The following is a 17,807-nucleotide window of genomic DNA, read 5'->3' on the forward strand; positions in this document are numbered from 1 at the left end:
GGTCGTGACAGGTTGAAGGAGGTCGCCATGGTGTTGCTCAGACAAGAACTCGGCGAGCTCCTGCGCGAGACCCGACAGGAACAGGGCCGGACCCTGCGTGACGTGGCCGCTGGCGCTTCGGTGTCGTTGGGCTACCTCAGTGAGTTGGAGCGCGGGACCAAGGAGGCATCCTCCGAATTGCTGTCCTCGGTCTGCTCCGCGCTCGGGTTGCCGCTCTCGGCAGTCCTGGCCGACCTCACCGAGCGGGTCGCGCGAACGGAAGCGATGACCGCACCGGTGCAGTTGCCCGTGCCGGACCGAGACTCGGCACGCGTCAGCGCCGCCTGAGCGATCCTCTGCTGCTGCCCAACGGTGCCTGAGGGCGTCCGTCGTCGGTCGGTGCCAGCCCGCCCTGGCACGTCGGGCACGAGAAGAGGGTGCGTTGGCGCGGCTGGTCACCGGTCATCGCGACGCGAATCGTGTCGCCGCACCGCCGGCACGGCCGCCCGGATCGGCCGTGGACCCAGGACTCCTGACCGCGGCGCAGGATGCCGGTGCTGGACTGCGCCGCGTTCTCCTTGCCGCGATCCATCAGCGTGTGGATGCGGTCGACGAGGTGGGCGAGCCGCTCGCCACCAACGTCGGACGTCCTTCGCCACGGCAGGATGCGTTCGGCGAAGAGGGCCTCGCTCGCCCAGAACGTCCCGACACCGGCCAGGGTGCGCTGGTCGAGCAGGGCGTCACCCACGAACCCTTCGTATGCCGCGAGGTTGGCCACCGCTCGGGCCGGGTCCCAGTCGTGGCCCAGGACGTCCGGCCCCAGGTGCCCGACGAGGGTGTGCTCCTGCGCGGTCGGCACGACGTCGAGCATCCCCAGTCGCAGGCCCAGCGCCGTCCACTGCTCGGTGCCCAGTGCCGCCCGCAGGTCCGGATTGCGCAGGGCTCGCTCCGTCTCGGGACCGGGGTGGGCGATCCGCCATTGACCCTCCATCCGCAGGTGCGAGTGGACGGTCAGGCCGGAGTCGAGGCGATGGAGGAGGTGCTTGCCGCGCGCCGCAACCTCCACGGTGGTCATGGCCCGGAGGTCGACCGTTGCCACGGAGGCCCAGCGGAGATCGGCCAACACCAGTGCGTCGCCTGCCAGGGCTTGGTTCAGCCGGTGCGCCGTGCGCCACAGGGTGTCTCCCTCGGGCATGAACTCAGCTCGGCGAGAGGACGAGAAGTCCCTCGGACCGTGCGGCCTCGGCGAGGCGCTCGTCGTAGCTCAGCACGGTGGTTGCCTCAAGGGCCATGTGGCGCAACTCGGCAACAGGACGCAACTCGGCCACAGGACGCAGCTCGGCAACAGGACGCAACTCGGCAACAGGGTGTGAGAACACAAGGGACCGTAGCACCCGGGTATTACACCCGCTGCTGGGTGCGCACCACCACACCAGATCTCGCAGCCGACCATAGGTATGCCTGTGGTGCCGTGCGAGGTCTGGTCCGAGGGGGAACAGATCTCGCAACCCGTGCCCTGAACTCAGCGGCGGAATCGCAGGCCGCGTGGCGTGAGGTGGAAGCCGGCCGCGGCCAGCGCCTCACCGATCGGATGGTCGGTGCCGAGCACGGTCTCGCCGTCGGCCTTCTCGACGGTGATCCGCCCGAGCGCCCCCCGCCGCACCGCGTCGGCGATGGCGGCTGCCGCCCCGGCGAGCCTGTCCGGGTCGTGAGACCAGGTGAGCAGGGTCCGCCCGCCGCGCTCGACATAGAGGACGAGGTCACCGTCGACGAGGACGACGACAGCACCGGCCTTGCGACCCGGCTGGTGGCCGCCTTCGGCCTCCCGGGCCGGCCAGGGCAGGGCGGCACCATAGGGATTGGCCGGGTCGGTCGCCGCGAGGACCACGACCTCGGCCTCGTCGGCCCGCAGCCCGCGTCGGCGGCCGCCTTGTCGCAGTGCATCGACCGCTCCGGTGGTCGCGAACTGGGCCGCTCCGAGCCCCTCGACGAAGTAGCCGCGCCGGACCTTGCCGCTCTCCTCGGCACCGGCCAGCACCCGATACACCCCAGCGAACCCGCCGGGCAGATCCTCGGCCAGCGCCGCCCCCCGGGTGACCAGGCCGTAGCGGTCGAGCAACACCTCGGCATGAGCATGTGCCCGCACGGTGGCATTGGTCTCCGGCAGCGGCGTCGCCGACCACCGGCCGATCGTTGTCGGTGGCCCGAACCTCGTCGCCATCAACCGGCCACCGGTCCCCGTGGGGCTGCCGAGAGAGCCGCGGCGCGCGGCATACCGACTGCGGCGCGGGCCGGTGACGGCGCGGCGATGCGTGGTGCGTCCGCCACCGAGCAAGGCGCGAACGGGTGCGAAGGTGTCGCCGGTGACGCGGCCCTGCCAGACCAGGTCCCAGAGGGCCGTGGCGAGCGCGGCGTCATCCAGCCAACCCAGACGGTCGGCGAGGGCCCGGAAGAAGAAGGACCCACCGGAGTCCAGCGCCCCCAGGATGCGCGCGGTCAGCTCGGCGTCGTCGTCACCGATCTCGGCTGTGGGCGCCGGCTCGCGCAACGGCATCGTGAGGTGGGCGCTGTCGGCCAGGTGGAAGGAGAGCCAGCCGTCGTCGCCCCCCGTGGCGCCATGCCCGACCCAGAGGACCTCGCCCGCTGCGAGCACCTCGTCGAGCATCGCCGGGGAGAAGTCGGCGACGCGGGCCGGCAGGACCAGCGTCTCCCAGGCGCTCGCCGGCAGGGGGATGCCGCTCAGTTGCTCGAGCACCCGGAGCAGACCGTCCTCGCCTCGCAGCCGGCCACCGACGGACTGCCATCCGGGAAGGAAGCGCGCATAGTCCTGCGCCGGCACTGGCTCGACCTCAGCACGTAGGGCCGCGAGCGAGCTGCGGCGCAGCTGGCGCAGGACTTCGGCGTCGCAGAACTCGTCCCCGGCTCCCTGCGGCAGGAACTCGCCCTCGACCACCCGCCCACGGGCGACCAGCTGGGTCAGCGCCGACCGGACGACGGCCGGGCCGAGTCCGAAGCGGGCCGCAATCTGCGTGATGGTGAAGGGTCCGTGCGTGCGCGCGTGCCGGCCGACGAGCTCGCCCAAAGGGTCGGCGCTCGACTCCAGGAAGGCCTGTGGCACCCCGACGGGGAGCGAGGCGCCCAGTGCATCGCGCAGTCGGCCGGCATCCTCGATCGCCGCCCACTGGTCGATCCCGGCGACCCGCACGGGAATCACCCGTCGGGACTGCGCGAGAGCGGACAGCCAGCCCTCGACCCGGTCTCGCGCGTCCTCGCGGACCCGCAGCCGCACCGCATCGGTCGGCAGGGGCCCCAACATCCGCAGCAGATCGGCGACCTCGTCGGCGTCCCGGGCCGCGCGCTCGGGCACCAGGTGTTGCAGCCCGGCGACGATCCGCTCGATCGCGGCGGCGTCGAGCAGGTCGCGTAGGGCCAGGCCCTCGCTCGTGCCCAGCAACTCGGCAAGCAGCGCCGGATCGAGCGACAACGCCGCCGCACGACGCTCCGCAAGCGGTGAATCGCCCTCATAGAGGAATTGCGCGACATACCCGAAGAGCAGCGACTGGGCGAAAGGTGAGGGCCGGGCGGACTCGACGTCGACCAGTCGCACCCGTCGCGCCTCCAGGTCAGCCATCAACTGGACCAGACCCGGCACGTCGAAAACATCCTGAATGCATTCGCGCACGGCCTCGTGAACGATGGGGAAGGTGGGGTACTGCGCCGCCACTTCGAGCAACTGTGCCGCCCGCTGACGTTGCTGCCACAACGGCTGCCGTCGATCGGGTCGGCGCCGAGGGAGCAGTAGAGCCCGCGCTGCGCACTCTCGGAAGCGGGCGGCGAAGAGGGCCGAGCCGCCGATCTCGCGCACCACCGTGTCGTGGACCTCGCCGCTGTCGAGCCGCACGAGGTCGAGGATGTCGCGACCGATCGCCTCGTGGCCGTCCTCGAACTCCAGATCCGGGAGCCGGCAGATGATCCCGTCGTCCCCGTGTAGGGCTTGGACATCGACTCCGAAGCGCTCACGCATCCGCGCCGCGACCGCGAGCGCCCACGGGGCGTGCACCTGCGCCCCGAAGGGTGAGTGGATGGCGATCCGCCAGTCGCCGAGCTCGTCGCGGAAGCGTTCCACGACGATGGTCTCGTCGTCCGGCACGTGCCCGGTCGCCTGTCGCTGCTCCTCGAGGTAGGCGAGCAGGTTGTCGGTCGCCCACTCGTCGAGCCCGGCCTCACGCACCCGCTCCATGGCCGTATGCCGCGGGGCCGCCACCACCTCGCGCACGAACCCCCCGACGGCGCGGCCCAGTTCCGCCGGCCGACCCAGCGTGTCGCCCTTCCAGAAGGGAAGCCGGCCGGGCAGGCCGGGCGCAGGGGTGACGAGGACCCGGTCGTGGGTGATGTCCTCGATCCGCCACGTGCTCGTGCCGAGCGTGAAGAGGTCGCCGACCCGAGACTCGTAGACCATCTCCTCGTCGAGTTCTCCGACCCGCCGGCCGGGACCGTCGCCGGTGGCGAGGAACACGGCATACAACCCGCGATCGGGGATCGTGCCGCCCGAGGTGACGGCGAGTCGCTGGGCTCCGCGACGACCGATGACGGTGTCGGACAAGCGATCCCACGTGACGCGCGGGCGCAACTCGGCGAACTCGTCGCTGGGGTACTTTCCAGAAAGCATGTCGAGGACCGACTCGAGCAGCGGGCGGGTGAGGGTCGCATAGGGCGCTGCGCGGCGAACGAGGTCGTGGATGTCACCAACCGTCCAGTCGTCGAGTGCGCACATCGCCACGACCTGTTGGGCGAGGACGTCGAGCGGGTTGGTCGGCAGGTGGAGCGCCTCGATGGCGCCGGCGCGCATCCGCTCGGTGACGACGGCGGTCTGGACGAGGTCACCGCGGAACTTCGGGAAGAGCACTCCGTGACTCACGGCGCCGACCTGGTGACCGGCTCGCCCCACTCGCTGCAGCCCGCTCGCCACCGAGGGCGGGGACTCGACCTGCACGACGAGGTCGACGGCCCCCATGTCGATGCCCAGCTCCAGACTGCTCGTCGCCACCACCGCCGGCAGCGCCCCGGACTTGAGCGCCTCCTCGATCTCGACGCGCTGCTCCCGACTCACCGACCCGTGGTGGGCCCGCGCCAATGCATCGTCGTGACCCCGCTCGACCCAGATCTCGTTGAGTCGGGTCGTCAGGCGCTCTGCCAAGCGGCGGCTGTTGGCGAAGACGATCGTCGAGCGGTGCGCGCTGACGAGGTCGACGATGCGCTCCTCGACATGGGGCCAGATGCTCGCGCGACTCTCGGCGCCGGCCGCGGGGCCGGAGAGGTCCCCGGTCGTCGCGCCGAGATCGCTGAGATCGGGCACGGGCACGACCACGTCGAGATCCCAGGCCTTGGTCGAAGGGGGTTGGACGGTCGTCACCGGGCGTCCCCCGGCCAGGTAGCGCGCCACCTCGTCGACCGGTCTCACCGTGGCCGAGAGGCCGATCCGCTGGGCGGGACGCTCCAGGAGCGCGTCGAGGCGCTCCAGCGACAGGACAAGGTGTGCGCCGCGCTTGGAGCCGGCGAGCGCGTGGACCTCGTCGATGATGACCGACTCGACACCGACAAGGGACTCGCGGGCCGCGCTCGTGAGCAGCAGGAAGAGCGACTCCGGCGTCGTGATGAGGATGTCGCTCGGCGTGCGGGCGAAAGCCCGGCGCTCATCGGCCGGGGTGTCGCCGGTGCGCACGGCGACCGAGATGTCGGGCCGCTCCAGGTCGAGGCGGGCGGCCGCGTGGCCGATCCCGACGAGCGGTGAGCGCAGGTTGCGCTCGACGTCCGCGGCCAGCGCCTTCATCGGTGAGATGTAGAGGACACGGCAGCGTTGCTTGCGCTCCGCCGGGCGCGGTGTGGACGCGAGCCGGTCGATTGCCCAGAGGAAGGCCGACAAGGTCTTGCCCGACCCGGTCGGAGCGACGACGAGGGTGTGATCGCCGCGGCTGATCGCCTCCCAGGCGCCGCGCTGGGCCGCCGTCGGCGCGTTGAAACTCCCGCGGAACCACTCCCTGGTCGCGGGCGAGAAGGCGTCGAGGACGTCGACGGCGGGCTGCTCTGGCATGTCCTGCAAAGCCTCTCACCTCCCACCGACAGCCATGTCTTCGACCGAAACTGCACAATGGTGAGTTTTCGGTTGGATCGGTTGTCCCGACATAGGGTGTGCGAGTGCGGGAGAGCAAGTTCTGGGAACTCATGGAGGACGAGTTCGGCGCGTCCTATGCCGGTCACCTCGCGCGCAGTCATCATCTTTTCGCCCTGGGCGGGCGCACGGTCCTCGAGGCTCTCGTCACCGAGTCACCGCGCACGGTGTGGTTCGCGCTCTGCGACGACATGGACGTCCCCGAGGCGCGCCGCTTCGGCCGTGACGACCCGGTGCGGTCATGACCTGGCCGCACGGGCCGCTGGTCCTCGCCCCGATGGCCGGTGGACCGGGAAGTCCCGAACTCGTGGCAGCCGTCAGCGAGGCGGGCCTCTTCGGCTTCCTCCCGGCCGGATACCTCTCGGCCACCGACCTCGAGTCGCGGATCACTGCAATCCGCGCCCTCACGGCCGCACCCTTCGGGGTCAATGTCTTCGTGCCCTCCCCGGACTCGCCGCTCGCCCACACCGAGGCGATGGGGTATGCCGCGCGCCTGGCTCCGTGGGCGGCCGACGCGGGCGTGGAGTTGGGCCGACCCAGTTGGGACGACGACGGGTATGAGACCAAGATCGACCTGCTGGTCGGCAACCCGGTGCCCGTCGTGTCCTTCACGTTCGGATGGCCGAGCGGGCACGATGTCGAGCGCCTGCAGGACGTCGGCAGCCAGGTGTGGGTGACCATCAACGACCCCGCGGAGACCGAGTGGGCGCAGGAGCTCGGTGTCGACGGTGTCGTCGCGCAAGGATGGGAGGCCGGTGGCCACCGCGGTGGTCCGGTCGACAACGGCGAGGAGCACCTGCCGACCGCGGCTCTGCTCGCCGCCGTGCGGGCGCGCACCGAGTTGCCTGTCCTGGCGGCCGGTGGCGTCATGACCGGTCAGGAGGCGCGCGCGCTGCTCGAGGGTGGCGCAAGTGCGGTCGCCTTCGGCACCGCCTTCCTCGGGTGCCCCGAGGCCGTGCTCGCCCCCGTGCACCTGCACGCCCTGACCCATCGCGAGGGCACCACGGTCACGCGCGCCTTCACCGGGCGCAGCGCCCGCGCCCTGCGGACCACGTGGACCGACGTGATCGGGGAGGGCGCGCCCGCGGCATACCCCCATGTGCACCACCTCACGGCCCCCCTGCGTGCGCACGGGAAGGCGACCGGGGAGGCCGACCTCGTCCACCTGTGGGCCGGCGAGGGGCATGCCCGGCTGCGGCCGATGCCCGCCGCCGACCTCGCCCGCACCCTGCGCACGGAGGCCGGGTTCTAACTCGGATGAGGATGTGGGTGGCGTTCGGTAGCGTCCTTCGTCGTGACTGACGACGTACTCCTGAGTGCCAAGGGGCTGACCAAGACCTTCGGCGACTTCACCGCGGTCGACGGGATCGACGTCGAGGTGCGGCGTGGGGAGTCCTTCGGGTTCCTGGGCCCCAACGGCGCCGGCAAGTCCTCGACGATGCGGATGGTGGCCGCGGTGTCCCCGGTGACCTCCGGGGAGTTGCGGATCTTCGGTCAGGACCCGGCGACCCACGGCCCCGCAATCCGCGCGCGCCTGGGCAATTGCCCCCAGCAGGACCGCCTCGACGAGGAACTCTCGGTGGAGGAGAACCTCTGGGTCTATGGCCGCTTCTTCGGGTTGACCCGCGCCGAGGTGCGGGCGCGGGCGGATGAGTTGCTCGACTTCGCCCAACTGACCGAGCGCCGCAAGGACAAGGTCGAGCCGCTGTCGGGAGGCATGAAGCGACGACTGGTCATCGCGCGCTCATTGATCAACAACCCCGAGCTCCTGTTGCTCGACGAGCCGACGACCGGCCTCGACCCGCAGGCCCGGCATGTGTTGTGGGACAGGCTGTTCCGGCTCAAGCGCCAGGGCGTCACGCTCATTCTCACCACGCACTACATGGATGAGGCGGAGCAACTCTGCGACCGGCTCGTCGTCATGGACCACGGCCGGATCGTTGCCGAGGGGAGTCCACGCGCGCTGATCCAGGAGCACTCGACCCGCGAGGTCGTCGAGGTGCGCTACGACGTCGATGACCACGGCGTCCATGCGGGCCCGCTCGAGGGGATCGGCGACCGCCTGGAGATCCTGCCCGACCGCGTCCTCATCTACGCCGACGACGGCGACGCGGCAGCCGGCGCCGTGGCGCGGTCCGGCACCGAGCCCCTCTCGACCCTCGTCCGGCGCTCGACGCTGGAGGACGTCTTCCTCCATCTCACCGGCCGGACTCTGGTCGACTGATGAGTGCCCTCCCTGAGTCCCCACGCTCCCGGCTGGTCCACGGCGAGCGGAGGCCCCTGTCGGCCGTCGAGCGCACGTGGGGACTGGTCGGCTTCCACCTGACCCTGCTGCGGCGGACCTGGAGGGGTCTGGTCGTGAGCCGATTCCTCACGCCGGTGCTCTTCCTCGCGGCCATGGGCATCGGAATCGGTCGTCTCGTCGATCGGTCCTCCGGTGGTGTCGCCGGAGTGCCCTACCTGCAGTACGTCGTGCCCGGCATTGTCATGGCCTCGGCCATGCAGTGGGCGGTGGGGGAGTCGACCTGGCCGGTCATGACGCTCATCAAGTGGAACCAGATGTATGCCGCGATGCTCGCCGCTCCCACGCGGGTCGCCGACGTGTTGCGCGCCCACTGGGTGGTCGTCTCGTTCGGGATCGCCTGGGGTTCAGGGGTCTTCATCGCGATCGCGGCGCTCTTCGGTGGAGTGCGGTCGTGGTGGGCTCTGCTCGGCGTCCCGATTGCCGTCCTCACCGCGATGGCCTTCGTCGCGCCCCTCTTCTGGTTCGCGGCCCGCACGGACAACGAAGAGGGCTTCACGACCATCTTCCGCCTCGTCATCACCCCACTCATGCTCTTCTCGGGCACCTTTTTCCCGGTCTCGCAGTTGCCGATCTGGTTGCAGCCCGTCGCGTGGGTGACCCCGCTGTGGCACGGCACCGAGCTGGCCCGTCCCGCGTTCCTGGGCGACCCGCTCGACCCCGGCCACGGCGCCGGGTGGGCGATCCACCTCGCCGTGCTCACGGCATACGTTGTCGTGGGTGGGTGGGGCGCCCACCGGGCCTTCCGTGCGCGGTTGGAGGCCTGACGTGCTCGCGCTCGGCCTCGCCCGCTTCGTCATCCTGCGCAATGTCACCTCGTTCCGGCGGGGATGGCCGGTGTTCCTCTCCGGCTTCTTCGAACCGGTCTTCTACCTGTTCTCCATCGGGGTCGGGCTCGGTGCGCTGGTCAAGACCGTCACGACGGATTCCGGTGCGGTGGTGGGCTATGCCGATTTCGTCGCGCCCGCGATGCTCGCCTCCGCTGCGATGAACGGCGCGATCATGGACGTCACCTTCAACGTCTTCCACAAACTGCGCTTCGCCAAGCTCTACGACACGATGCTGGCCACTCCTGCCGCGCCGAAGGACATCGCGGTGGGGGAGGTGACCTGGGCGCTGATCCGGGGCGGGATCTACTCCGCCGGCTTCCTGGTCGTCGCGCTCTTCATGGGGTTCGTGCACTCGTGGTGGGCGGTGTTGGCGCTGCCTGCGGCGCTCGTCATCGGCGCGGCTTTCGCAGGGGTGGGCATGTGGGCAACCACCTACATGACGACCTGGCAGCAGTTCGAGATCATCTTCCTCATCGTGCAGCCGATGTTCCTGTTCTCGGCGACCTTCTTCCCGTTGTCGTCCTATCCCGAGGCGCTGCAGTGGGTGGTCCGTGCGACGCCGCTCTACCACGGGGTCGTGCTCGAGCGTGGGCTCATGCTCGGGGACGTGGGGTCGGGGCTGGTGGGCTCGTTGGCCTACCTGCTCGTCCTCGGTGGGGTGGGCATGTGGGGTGCCGGGCGCCGGATCGAGCGACTCCTCCTCACCTGATCGCGCGGCTGCCCGACCCACTCCGGCGTGTCGCAACGCCAATCCTTGTGTCGAACATTCGTTCGGGTACCTTGTCCACAGGTGCCGACACCGAGGGTGTGTCGTCCACAGACCGACGGCAACTGCGGGCTGACTGTCGGTGGCGGCTCCTAGCGTCTGACCAGACCTCGCGACGAGACCGACAGCGCGGGATGGTCGCCGGTGGACGCGACCCGATTCGACTCCGAAGGAGCAGGACATGGCAGCAGGACTCAGCGTCGTCAAGGCCCAGGGCGGCGACAAGGACAAGTCGCTCAGCGCGGCTCTGGCCCAGATCGAGAAGCAGCACGGCAAGGGTGCCGTCATGCGCCTGGGCGACGACGTGCGCCCCCCGATCGAGGTCATCCCGACCGGCGCGATCGCCCTCGACGTCGCCTTGGGCATCGGTGGCCTGCCTCGCGGTCGGGTCGTGGAGATCTATGGCCCGGAGTCGTCGGGCAAGACGACCGTCGCGTTGCACGCAGTGGCCAATGCGCAGAAGGCCGGCGGCATCGCCGCCTTCATCGACGCCGAGCACGCGCTCGACCCGGAGTATGCCGCGAAGCTGGGCGTCGACATCGACAACCTGCTGGTCAGCCAGCCCGACACCGGTGAGCAGGCGCTCGAGATCGCGGACATGCTGATCCGCTCGGGTTCGATCGACATCATCGTCATCGACTCGGTCGCTGCCCTCGTGCCGCGCGCCGAGATCGAGGGCGAGATGGGTGACAGCCACGTCGGTCTCCAGGCCCGCCTGATGAGCCAGGCGCTGCGCAAGATCACCGGCGCCCTCAACTCCACGGGCACGACGGCCATCTTCATCAACCAGCTCCGCGAGAAGATCGGGGTGATGTTCGGTTCACCCGAGACCACCACGGGTGGCAAGGCGCTGAAGTTCTACGCCTCGGTCCGTCTCGACGTCCGACGTATCGAGACCCTCAAGGACGGCACCGACGCGGTCGGCAACCGCACCCGCGTCAAGGTGGTCAAGAACAAGGTGTCCCCGCCGTTCAAGCAGGCCGAGTTCGACATTCTCTACGGCCAGGGCATCTCCCGTGAGGGAGGCCTGATCGACATGGGCGTCGAGCACGGCTTCGTCCGCAAGGCCGGTGCTTGGTACACCTACGAGGGCGACCAGCTCGGGCAGGGCAAGGAGAACGCCCGCAACTTCCTCAAGGACAACCCGGATCTGGCCGACGAGCTGGAGAAGAAGATCAAGGACAAGCTGGGGGTCGGCGTCCGCAAGGAGGACGCGGAGCCGATCGCGGACGTCCCGGTCGACTTCTGATCGTCTCTGATCCCGTATGCCGTTCTCGGACAGCCGCACTCCACCGCCCGCTTGGGCGGTGGAGTCCGGCACGGCAGCGTCGCAGGGGGCAGCCGTCATCTCGATGCGCACCCGGCGCCGGGTCGCCCCGCTCCCGGCCGATCCCGAGGGTGACCCGCGCACGCGCGGCCAGGAGCCCGATCCGCATGACTGGGCCCGCGAGATCGTGCTGCGGATGCTCACCGCGTCCCCGAAGACGCGCTCGCAGCTCGCCGAAGGACTGCGCCGCAAGGACTGCCCCGACGATGTTGCGGCTGCCGTGCTGGATCGCCTCGAGGGTGTCGGCCTCATCGATGACGCCACCTTTGCCGCCGACTTCGTCCGTCGTGAGCAATCAGCCAAAGGCCTGTCCGGTCGCGCCCTGGCCCAGCGACTGCGCGCCAAGGGGGTCGATGCGGACACGGCCCGCGACGCCCTCGAGGCCGTCGACCCGGTCCTGGAGGAGGACCAGGCGCGTGATCTCGTGGCTCGCCGGCTGCGCTCGATGGCCGGCCTTGACGCTGTCGTCCAGACCCGCCGCTTGGCGGGGATGCTCGCACGCAAGGGCTACGGCCCGGAGCTGTCGATGCGGGTCATCCGTGAGGCGCTCGCCGAGGCGCCGGAGCATCAACGCGACTGAGGACGAAACGTGGCCGTGACATTTGCGTGATCTGCGGCTAACGGCGTCGCCCTACGGTCGGACCGTGAGCAGCGTCGAGACCTCGGGTGGGATGTTCGTCGGCTATCCCCACGGGGCCGCTTGGGACGAAATGCTGGATGCCGACGAGCAGCCCAGGACTCCCTACAAGGCGGTCCACCACACCCTCAGGGACATGTCCGCCGCGTCACTCAAGGAACGCGCAGACACCTTGGCCAGGGCCTACCTCGACCAAGGGGTGACCTTTGACCATGCGGGCGAGGAGCGACCGTTTCCGCTCGACGCCGTCCCACGAGTCATCTCCGCCCACGAGTGGGATGTCATCGAGACCGGCGTCGTGCAGCGGGTCACGGCCCTCGAGATGTTCCTCGACGACATCTACTCGCGAGAGGGTGAGATCCCCAGGGCTGTCCACGAAGGGGTTATGCCCTGGCGGCTGATCGCCTCGTCGCAGCACTACCACCGGGCCGTCATGGGGATCCGCCCCGCCAACGGCGTGCGCGTCCACGTCTCCGGGGTGGACCTCGTCCGCGACGAGTCCGGCACCTTTCGCGTGCTCGAGGACAACGTGCGGGTCCCTCCGGCGTCAGCTATGTCATCGCCAACCGACGGGCGATGGCCAACGTTTTTCCCGAGGCCTTCAACACGATGCGCATCCGACCGGTCGGCAACTACCCGCAGATGCTGCTTCACGGCCTGCGTGCCTCGGCGCCCGACGGGGCCACTGACCCGACCGTCGTCGTCCTGACACCGGGCGTCTTCAACTCCGCCTACTACGAACATTCGCTGCTCGCCCGGATGATGGGCGTCGAGCTCGTTGAGGGCCGCGACCTGGTGTGCACCGGTGGACAGGTACGGATGCGCACGACCCATGGCGGCCGCCCGGTCGACGTTATCTACCGCCGAGTGGACGACGAGTTCCTCGATCCCGTCCATTTCCGCGGCGACTCCGTGCTGGGTGTCGCCGGACTGGTGTCAGCGATGCGTTCCGGTCGGGTCAGTGTGGCCAATGCGGTCGGCAACGGGGTCGCTGACGACAAACTCATCTACTCCTACCTCCCCGATCTCATCCGCTTCTATCTCGACGAGGACCCGATCCTGCCCAATGTCGAGACCTTCCGGTGTGACGAGCCGGCGGCACTGGCGCATGTCCTGGACCACCTCGACGAAATGGTCGTCAAGCCGGTCGATGGGTCAGGTGGCAAGGGCCTGGTCGTCGGGCCCCGCGCCGACCGGGCGACCCTCGACCGGCTCCGGGCCGGCCTGCGGTCGAATCCCCGTGGCTGGATCGCCCAGCCGGTCGTCCAACTCTCGACCGTCCCCACCTTCCTCGAGGGCCGACTCGTGCCGCGCCACGTCGACCTGCGACCCTTCGCCGTCAACGACGGTGAGCGCATTCAGGTGTTGCCCGGGGGACTGACCCGGGTCGCGCTCCCCGAGGGTGAACTGGTCGTGAACTCCAGTCAGGGTGGCGGCAGCAAGGACACCTGGGTTCTCGCCGGGCGAGGGCGACTGCGCGTGGCTCCGTCGGCGGAGCCGGCCGGCGAGACGCGCCAGATCGTCATCATGAGCGCGCCGACAGTCTCCCACGACGATTCGATCCGTTCCCAGCAGCAGCAGCAACAGCAACAGCAACGACAGCAATTGCGACCGCATGGACCACGGTGGGCACGGCCCGAAGCGGGGGAGGACCAATGCTGAGTCGGATCGCGGAGTCCCTCTTCTGGATCGGTCGCTACATCGAGCGCGCGGACGGCACGGCTCGGATCGTCGACGTCCTCCGCCTGCAATTGCTCGAGGACCTGGCCCAGGAAGGGGAAGCCGCACACACGGTCCTCTCCGTGATCATGGGCATGCCGAGTGACGGTGCGGTGGGTTTCACCGACGTCGGCGACCGGCTGGTCTTCGACCGGCAGAACCCCAGTGCGATCGCCGGAGCGCTCCTGGCAGCTCGCGAGAATGCGCGGCGCGCCCGCGAGACCCTCTCGACAGAGCTCTGGGAGGCGATCAACACCACGTGGCATCGCTGGCAGGGCCTGGGCCGTCAGGACGTGACCTCACGCCACCTCTCATGGGCGCGCGAGCGGGCCGCCCTCATCTCCGGAATCGCGGATTCCACGATGAGCCACGACGACGCCTGGCACTTCCTGGTCCTGGGCCGCAACCTGGAGCGCGCCGACATGACGGCGCGCCTCGTGGCCACGGGCGGGAGGCCGGGAAGCGGCGCACCATGGAGCGTCGTGCTGTCCAGTTGTGGTGCCCAACAGGCCTTCATGCGTTCCCAGCGCGGCCTGCACAGCGATGACCGGGCCGCGGCCTTCCTCGTCCTCGACCGGGAGTTCCCGCGATCGGTCTTCTACGCGATGACCAAGGCAGAGCAGCATCTGGCCACGCTGGACCCGCATGCGGATCGGATCGGCGTGAGCGACGAGGCCCGTCGGCAACTCGGTCGGGTGCGCACCTCCTTGGAGTTCCGCGCGACGAGCGAGGTCCTGGCCGAGTTGCCCGAGCAGATGCTGCGTGTCCAGCAGAGCGTCAACGGTGCAGCACAGGCGGTGGCCTCCCGCTACTTCCAGGCCGGGCCGCTGCCGACCTGGACCGAGGAGCTTGTCTGATGATGCGCCGCTACCGGATCACGCACAGCACCTCACTGTCCTATGACTCACCCGTGCGGGCCTCCCACAATGAGTTGCGGATGACGCCGCTCAACGAGCCGGGCCAGACCACGCTGGAGAACAGGCTGCGCATCAAGCCTCTGACGTGGAGCCTGGTCTACCGCGACCACTGGGGGACCCATGTGACCGCCATGGAGAGCTTGGCGGCGCACCCTCGACTGGACGTCGAGGCGACGTCGACCGTCGAGCGCACGCACCTGGGCCGGGCGGAGGAATCGCTCGGCTGGGAGGCCGTCCGGGACCTCGAGGTGCAGGACCGCAGCTACGAATGGCTCATGTCGACGGCTCGCACCCGGGCCGGTGACGGCATCCTCGACCTCGTCGAGTCGGTCCGTGGCCTCTCTGGGCCGCGTGATGTCGGCTTGGCGATTGCGTCCGTGCTTCGTGACACCATGACCTACCAAACTGGCGTGACGGGTGTGCACAGCAGCGGTGAACAGGCCTGGGCCGAGCGTCGAGGCGTGTGTCAGGACTTCGCACACATTGCCATCGGCGCCCTGCGCACGCTCGGCATCCCGGCTCGCTATGTCTCCGGCTACCTCGTGCCGCAGCGATCCCTCGAGATCGGCGAGTCCAGCGTCGGGGAGAGTCATGCCTGGGTGGAGTTCTGGGACGGTGGGTGGACCCCCATCGACCCGACGAACGGCACTCCCGTCGATCTCGACCACATCGTCGTCGCGCGCGGCAGGGACTACGAGGATGTGCCGCCCTTCAAGGGTGTCTACTCGGGCACCGGGTCCGCAGCCCTCGCCGTCGAAGTCACCTTCACGAGGCTCGCCTAACCCGCAGCGCCGGGCTCAGACGATCGCGTGGAGCGGACGCTGCCCCGCCGGCAGGAGGCGGGCGTCGACGATCTCCTTGCCGAAGGGCGCCAGCGAGACCGGAATGAGCTTGAGGTTGGCGATGGCCAGCGGGATGCCGACGATCGTCAGGGCCTGCGCCACGGCTGTCGTGAGGTGACCCAGCGCCAACCACCAGCCCGCGAGCACGATCCACACCAGGTTGAGCAACACGCTGCCGGCACCGGCCCCCGATGTCGGCACCACGGCCCGACCGAAGGGCCACAGGGTGTAGGACGCCATCCGGAAGGACGCGACCCCGAGCGGGATCGTGACGATGAGAATGCAGAAGATGACACCGGCGAGGGCGTAGCCCAGGGCGAGCCACAATCCGCCGAAGAAGAACCAGAGGATGTTGAGGAGGGTGCGCATGGCGCGGTCACAGTCCTTCGTCGAGGGGCCCGAGACCTCCGGGCCGGTCGTGGGGTCCAACGCGGCCCTTGGCTCGCGTGTTCCGCCGGATTCCGTGGGACGGGAGCGCGCGGCATACCCTTGAGCGGTTATGACGACGCAGCGCACCTATGACGTCCGCACCCACGGATGCCAGATGAATGTCCACGATTCCGAGCGCCTCGCCGGCCTGCTCGAGACCGCGGGCTATGTCGACCTCGCCAGCATCCCCGCCGCCGAGCGGCCCGCCACCGCTGACGTCGTCGTCTTCAACACCTGTGCCGTGCGTGAGAACGCCGACAACAAGCTCTATGGCAACCTGGGTCAATTGCGCCCGGCCAAGACCGCCAACCCCGACCTGCAGATCGCCGTGGGCGGCTGCATGGCGCAGAAGGACCGCGACACCATCGTCAAGCGGGCCCCTTGGGTCGACGTCGTCTTCGGCACCCACAACATCGGCAGCCTCCCGGCGCTGCTCGACCGAGCGCGCCACAACAAGCGCGCCGCGGTCGAGATCCTCGAGTCGCTCGAGACCTTCCCGTCGACTCTCCCGACCCGCCGTGACAGTGCGTATGCCGCGTGGGTCTCGATCAGCGTCGGGTGCAACAACACCTGCACCTTCTGCATCGTCCCGAGCCTGCGCGGCAGGGAGCAGGACCGTCGACCCGGCGACATCCTCGCCGAGGTGCAGGCGCTCGTCGACCAGGGCGTCATCGAGATCACCCTGCTGGGGCAGAACGTCAACACCTATGGCGTCGAGTTCGGCGACAAGGGCGCCTTCGCCAAGCTGCTCCGGGCCTGCGGCGAGATCGACGGCCTGGAACGGGTGCGTTTCACCAGCCCGCACCCGGCGGCCTTCACCGATGACGTCATCGAGGCCATGGCCCAGACACCCAACGTCATGCCGCAGCTCCACATGCCGCTGCAGTCCGGCTCCGACCGCGTGCTCAAGGCGATGCGGCGCTCCTATCGCAGCGAGAAGTTCCTCGGCATCCTCGACAAGGTGCGCGCCCAGATCCCCGATGCGGCGATCACGACCGATCTGATCGTCGGTTTCCCGGGGGAGACCGAGGAGGACTTCGCCCAGACGCTGCGCGTGGTCGAGGCCAGCCGCTTCAGTTCGGCCTTCACCTTCCAGTACTCCATCCGCCCCGGGACTCCCGCAGCGACGATGGAGGGCCAGGTTCCCAAAGCCGTTGTGCAAGAACGTTTCGAGCGCCTCATCGCCCTGCAGGAGGACGTCTCCTGGGCGGAGAATCGCCGCTTCGAAGGGCGTGAGGTCGAGGTCCTCGTCGCGCCCTTCGAGGGACGCAAGGACGGCGAGACGGCCCGCATGAGCGGGCGCGCACAGGACAACCGGCTCGTCCACTTCTCGGTACCTGACGGGGGAGAGCGGCCCAGGCCGGGTGACCTGGTCACCGTCGGTGTGACCTATGGCGCGCCGCACCACCTCGTCGCCGACGGAGCGCTTGAGGGCGGGCGGTATGCCGTGCGGCGCACCCCCGGAGGTGACGCCTGGGAGCGGCTCCAGACGGCGGCCGTGCCGGGCAAGCCCGCGGTCAGCCTCGGGATGCCGTCGGTGGGTGCGCCGGACCGGTCGAGCGTGCCGAGTGGGGCGGCCTGCGCCAGCTCTTGATCACTGACAGAGGAGGGGCCCCGGTCGATGACCGGGGCCCCTCCGACGTCGGTGTGAAGGAGACGTCACTCGCCGATGCGCTCGTCCGCCGCGTCCCGACCCTGCTGGATCTGGTCGCCGTACTTGCCGCCGGTCAGGTCATTCGCCCTGTCCGCGGCCCCGTCGAGGCCCTTGTCCGAGAACTCCTCGACCTTGTCGGGGTGCTCCCCGGCGAGGTTGGTCAGCTTCTCCTTGGCGTCATCGAGAAAACCCACAAACGCCTCCTTCCTTCCAGGTCCGGCCGGGTGGCCCGACTT

Annotated in this window: 17 protein-coding genes and 1 pseudogene; 13 read left to right on the top strand and 5 right to left on the bottom strand. The window is 69.5% G+C overall.

The window, feature by feature from the left end:
* The first annotated feature begins 27 nt into the window (after positions 1-27).
* The gene (locus tag BN10_RS07580; protein WP_010850633.1) at positions 28-327 is read left to right on the top strand and encodes a helix-turn-helix domain-containing protein; all 300 of its coding nucleotides are present in this window, start codon (positions 28-30) and stop codon (positions 325-327) included.
* On the opposite strand, the gene BN10_RS07585 is transcribed toward BN10_RS07580, so the two are convergent.
* From BN10_RS07585 to BN10_RS07590, 3 genes are all read right to left on the bottom strand, one after another.
* Complete coding sequence (locus BN10_RS07585; protein ID WP_010850634.1) at positions 314-1,174, bottom strand: DNA-formamidopyrimidine glycosylase family protein; 861 nt, start codon at positions 1,172-1,174, stop codon at positions 314-316. The two genes, BN10_RS07580 and BN10_RS07585, sit on opposite strands and share 14 nt — an antisense overlap.
* 4 nt (positions 1,175-1,178) lie before the next feature.
* Complete coding sequence (locus tag BN10_RS16810) at positions 1,179-1,358, bottom strand: hypothetical protein (protein WP_156917173.1); 180 nt, start codon at positions 1,356-1,358, stop codon at positions 1,179-1,181.
* Positions 1,359-1,501: 143 nt separating this feature from the next.
* Complete coding sequence (locus tag BN10_RS07590) at positions 1,502-6,070, bottom strand: Lhr family ATP-dependent helicase (RefSeq protein WP_010850636.1); 4,569 nt, start codon at positions 6,068-6,070, stop codon at positions 1,502-1,504.
* 104 nt (positions 6,071-6,174) lie between these two features.
* Between BN10_RS07590 and BN10_RS07595 the strand changes: the two genes are divergently transcribed.
* The 10 genes and pseudogenes from BN10_RS07595 to BN10_RS07640 all read left to right on the top strand — a co-directional run bounded on the left by BN10_RS07595 (position 6,175) and on the right by BN10_RS07640 (position 15,428).
* A complete protein-coding gene (locus tag BN10_RS07595; protein ID WP_010850637.1) occupies positions 6,175-6,393 on the top strand; it encodes a DUF3046 domain-containing protein in 219 nt (72 codons plus the stop codon).
* Positions 6,390-7,400, top strand: coding sequence for an NAD(P)H-dependent flavin oxidoreductase (locus tag BN10_RS07600; protein WP_010850638.1), 1,011 nt, complete (start codon positions 6,390-6,392; stop codon positions 7,398-7,400). The genes BN10_RS07595 and BN10_RS07600 overlap by 4 nt, the downstream gene beginning before the upstream one ends.
* A 42-nt stretch (positions 7,401-7,442) precedes the next feature.
* A complete protein-coding gene (locus BN10_RS07605) occupies positions 7,443-8,372 on the top strand; it encodes an ABC transporter ATP-binding protein (RefSeq protein ID WP_010850639.1) in 930 nt (309 codons plus the stop codon).
* Positions 8,372-9,217: an ABC transporter permease gene (locus BN10_RS07610; protein ID WP_010850640.1), complete on the top strand. Its 846-nt coding sequence runs from the start codon at positions 8,372-8,374 to the stop codon at positions 9,215-9,217. Before BN10_RS07605 ends, BN10_RS07610 begins: the two co-directional genes overlap by 1 nt.
* 1 nt (position 9,218) lies before the next feature.
* Positions 9,219-9,989: an ABC transporter permease gene (locus tag BN10_RS07615; protein ID WP_010850641.1), complete on the top strand. Its 771-nt coding sequence runs from the start codon at positions 9,219-9,221 to the stop codon at positions 9,987-9,989.
* A 238-nt stretch (positions 9,990-10,227) separates the two neighbouring features.
* Positions 10,228-11,295 (top strand): recombinase RecA, encoded by a 1,068-nt coding sequence (gene recA / locus BN10_RS07620; protein WP_010850642.1) that lies wholly within the window; start codon positions 10,228-10,230, stop codon positions 11,293-11,295.
* A 58-nt stretch (positions 11,296-11,353) separates the two neighbouring features.
* Positions 11,354-11,953, top strand: coding sequence for a regulatory protein RecX (locus BN10_RS07625; RefSeq protein WP_233354287.1), 600 nt, complete (start codon positions 11,354-11,356; stop codon positions 11,951-11,953).
* 91 nt (positions 11,954-12,044) lie between these two features.
* Positions 12,045-13,672, top strand: a pseudogene (locus BN10_RS07630) (circularly permuted type 2 ATP-grasp protein).
* Positions 13,666-14,586 carry an alpha-E domain-containing protein gene (locus BN10_RS07635; RefSeq protein WP_010850646.1) on the top strand — a complete coding sequence of 307 codons (921 nt, stop codon included), beginning with the start codon at positions 13,666-13,668 and terminating at the stop codon, positions 14,584-14,586. The pseudogene BN10_RS07630 and the gene BN10_RS07635 overlap by 7 nt, the downstream one beginning before the upstream one ends.
* Positions 14,586-15,428, top strand: a complete 843-nt coding sequence (locus tag BN10_RS07640) for a transglutaminase family protein (protein ID WP_010850647.1) — start codon at positions 14,586-14,588, stop codon at positions 15,426-15,428. The genes BN10_RS07635 and BN10_RS07640 overlap by 1 nt, the downstream gene beginning before the upstream one ends.
* Before the next feature lie 15 nt (positions 15,429-15,443).
* On the opposite strand, the gene BN10_RS07645 is transcribed toward BN10_RS07640, so the two are convergent.
* Positions 15,444-15,857, bottom strand: a complete 414-nt coding sequence (locus BN10_RS07645) for a YccF domain-containing protein (protein ID WP_040751062.1) — start codon at positions 15,855-15,857, stop codon at positions 15,444-15,446.
* Here BN10_RS07645 and BN10_RS17980 point away from each other — a divergent pair.
* Both BN10_RS17980 and miaB read left to right on the top strand, forming a co-directional pair.
* Positions 15,856-15,981, top strand: coding sequence for a hypothetical protein (locus tag BN10_RS17980; protein WP_267878870.1), 126 nt, complete (start codon positions 15,856-15,858; stop codon positions 15,979-15,981). The two genes, BN10_RS07645 and BN10_RS17980, sit on opposite strands and share 2 nt — an antisense overlap.
* A gap of 6 nt (positions 15,982-15,987) precedes the next feature.
* The gene (gene miaB / locus BN10_RS07650) at positions 15,988-17,511 is read left to right on the top strand and encodes a tRNA (N6-isopentenyl adenosine(37)-C2)-methylthiotransferase MiaB (RefSeq protein ID WP_010850649.1); all 1,524 of its coding nucleotides are present in this window, start codon (positions 15,988-15,990) and stop codon (positions 17,509-17,511) included.
* Between the two features lie 65 nt (positions 17,512-17,576).
* Here the strand turns inward: miaB and BN10_RS07655 are convergent, their stop codons facing one another.
* Positions 17,577-17,765, bottom strand: a complete 189-nt coding sequence (locus BN10_RS07655; protein ID WP_010850651.1) for an antitoxin — start codon at positions 17,763-17,765, stop codon at positions 17,577-17,579.
* Between the last annotated feature and the right edge of the window lie 42 nt (positions 17,766-17,807).

Source organism: Phycicoccus elongatus Lp2 (genome assembly GCF_000367525.1).
GTDB lineage: Bacteria > Actinomycetota > Actinomycetes > Actinomycetales > Dermatophilaceae > Phycicoccus_A > Phycicoccus_A elongatus.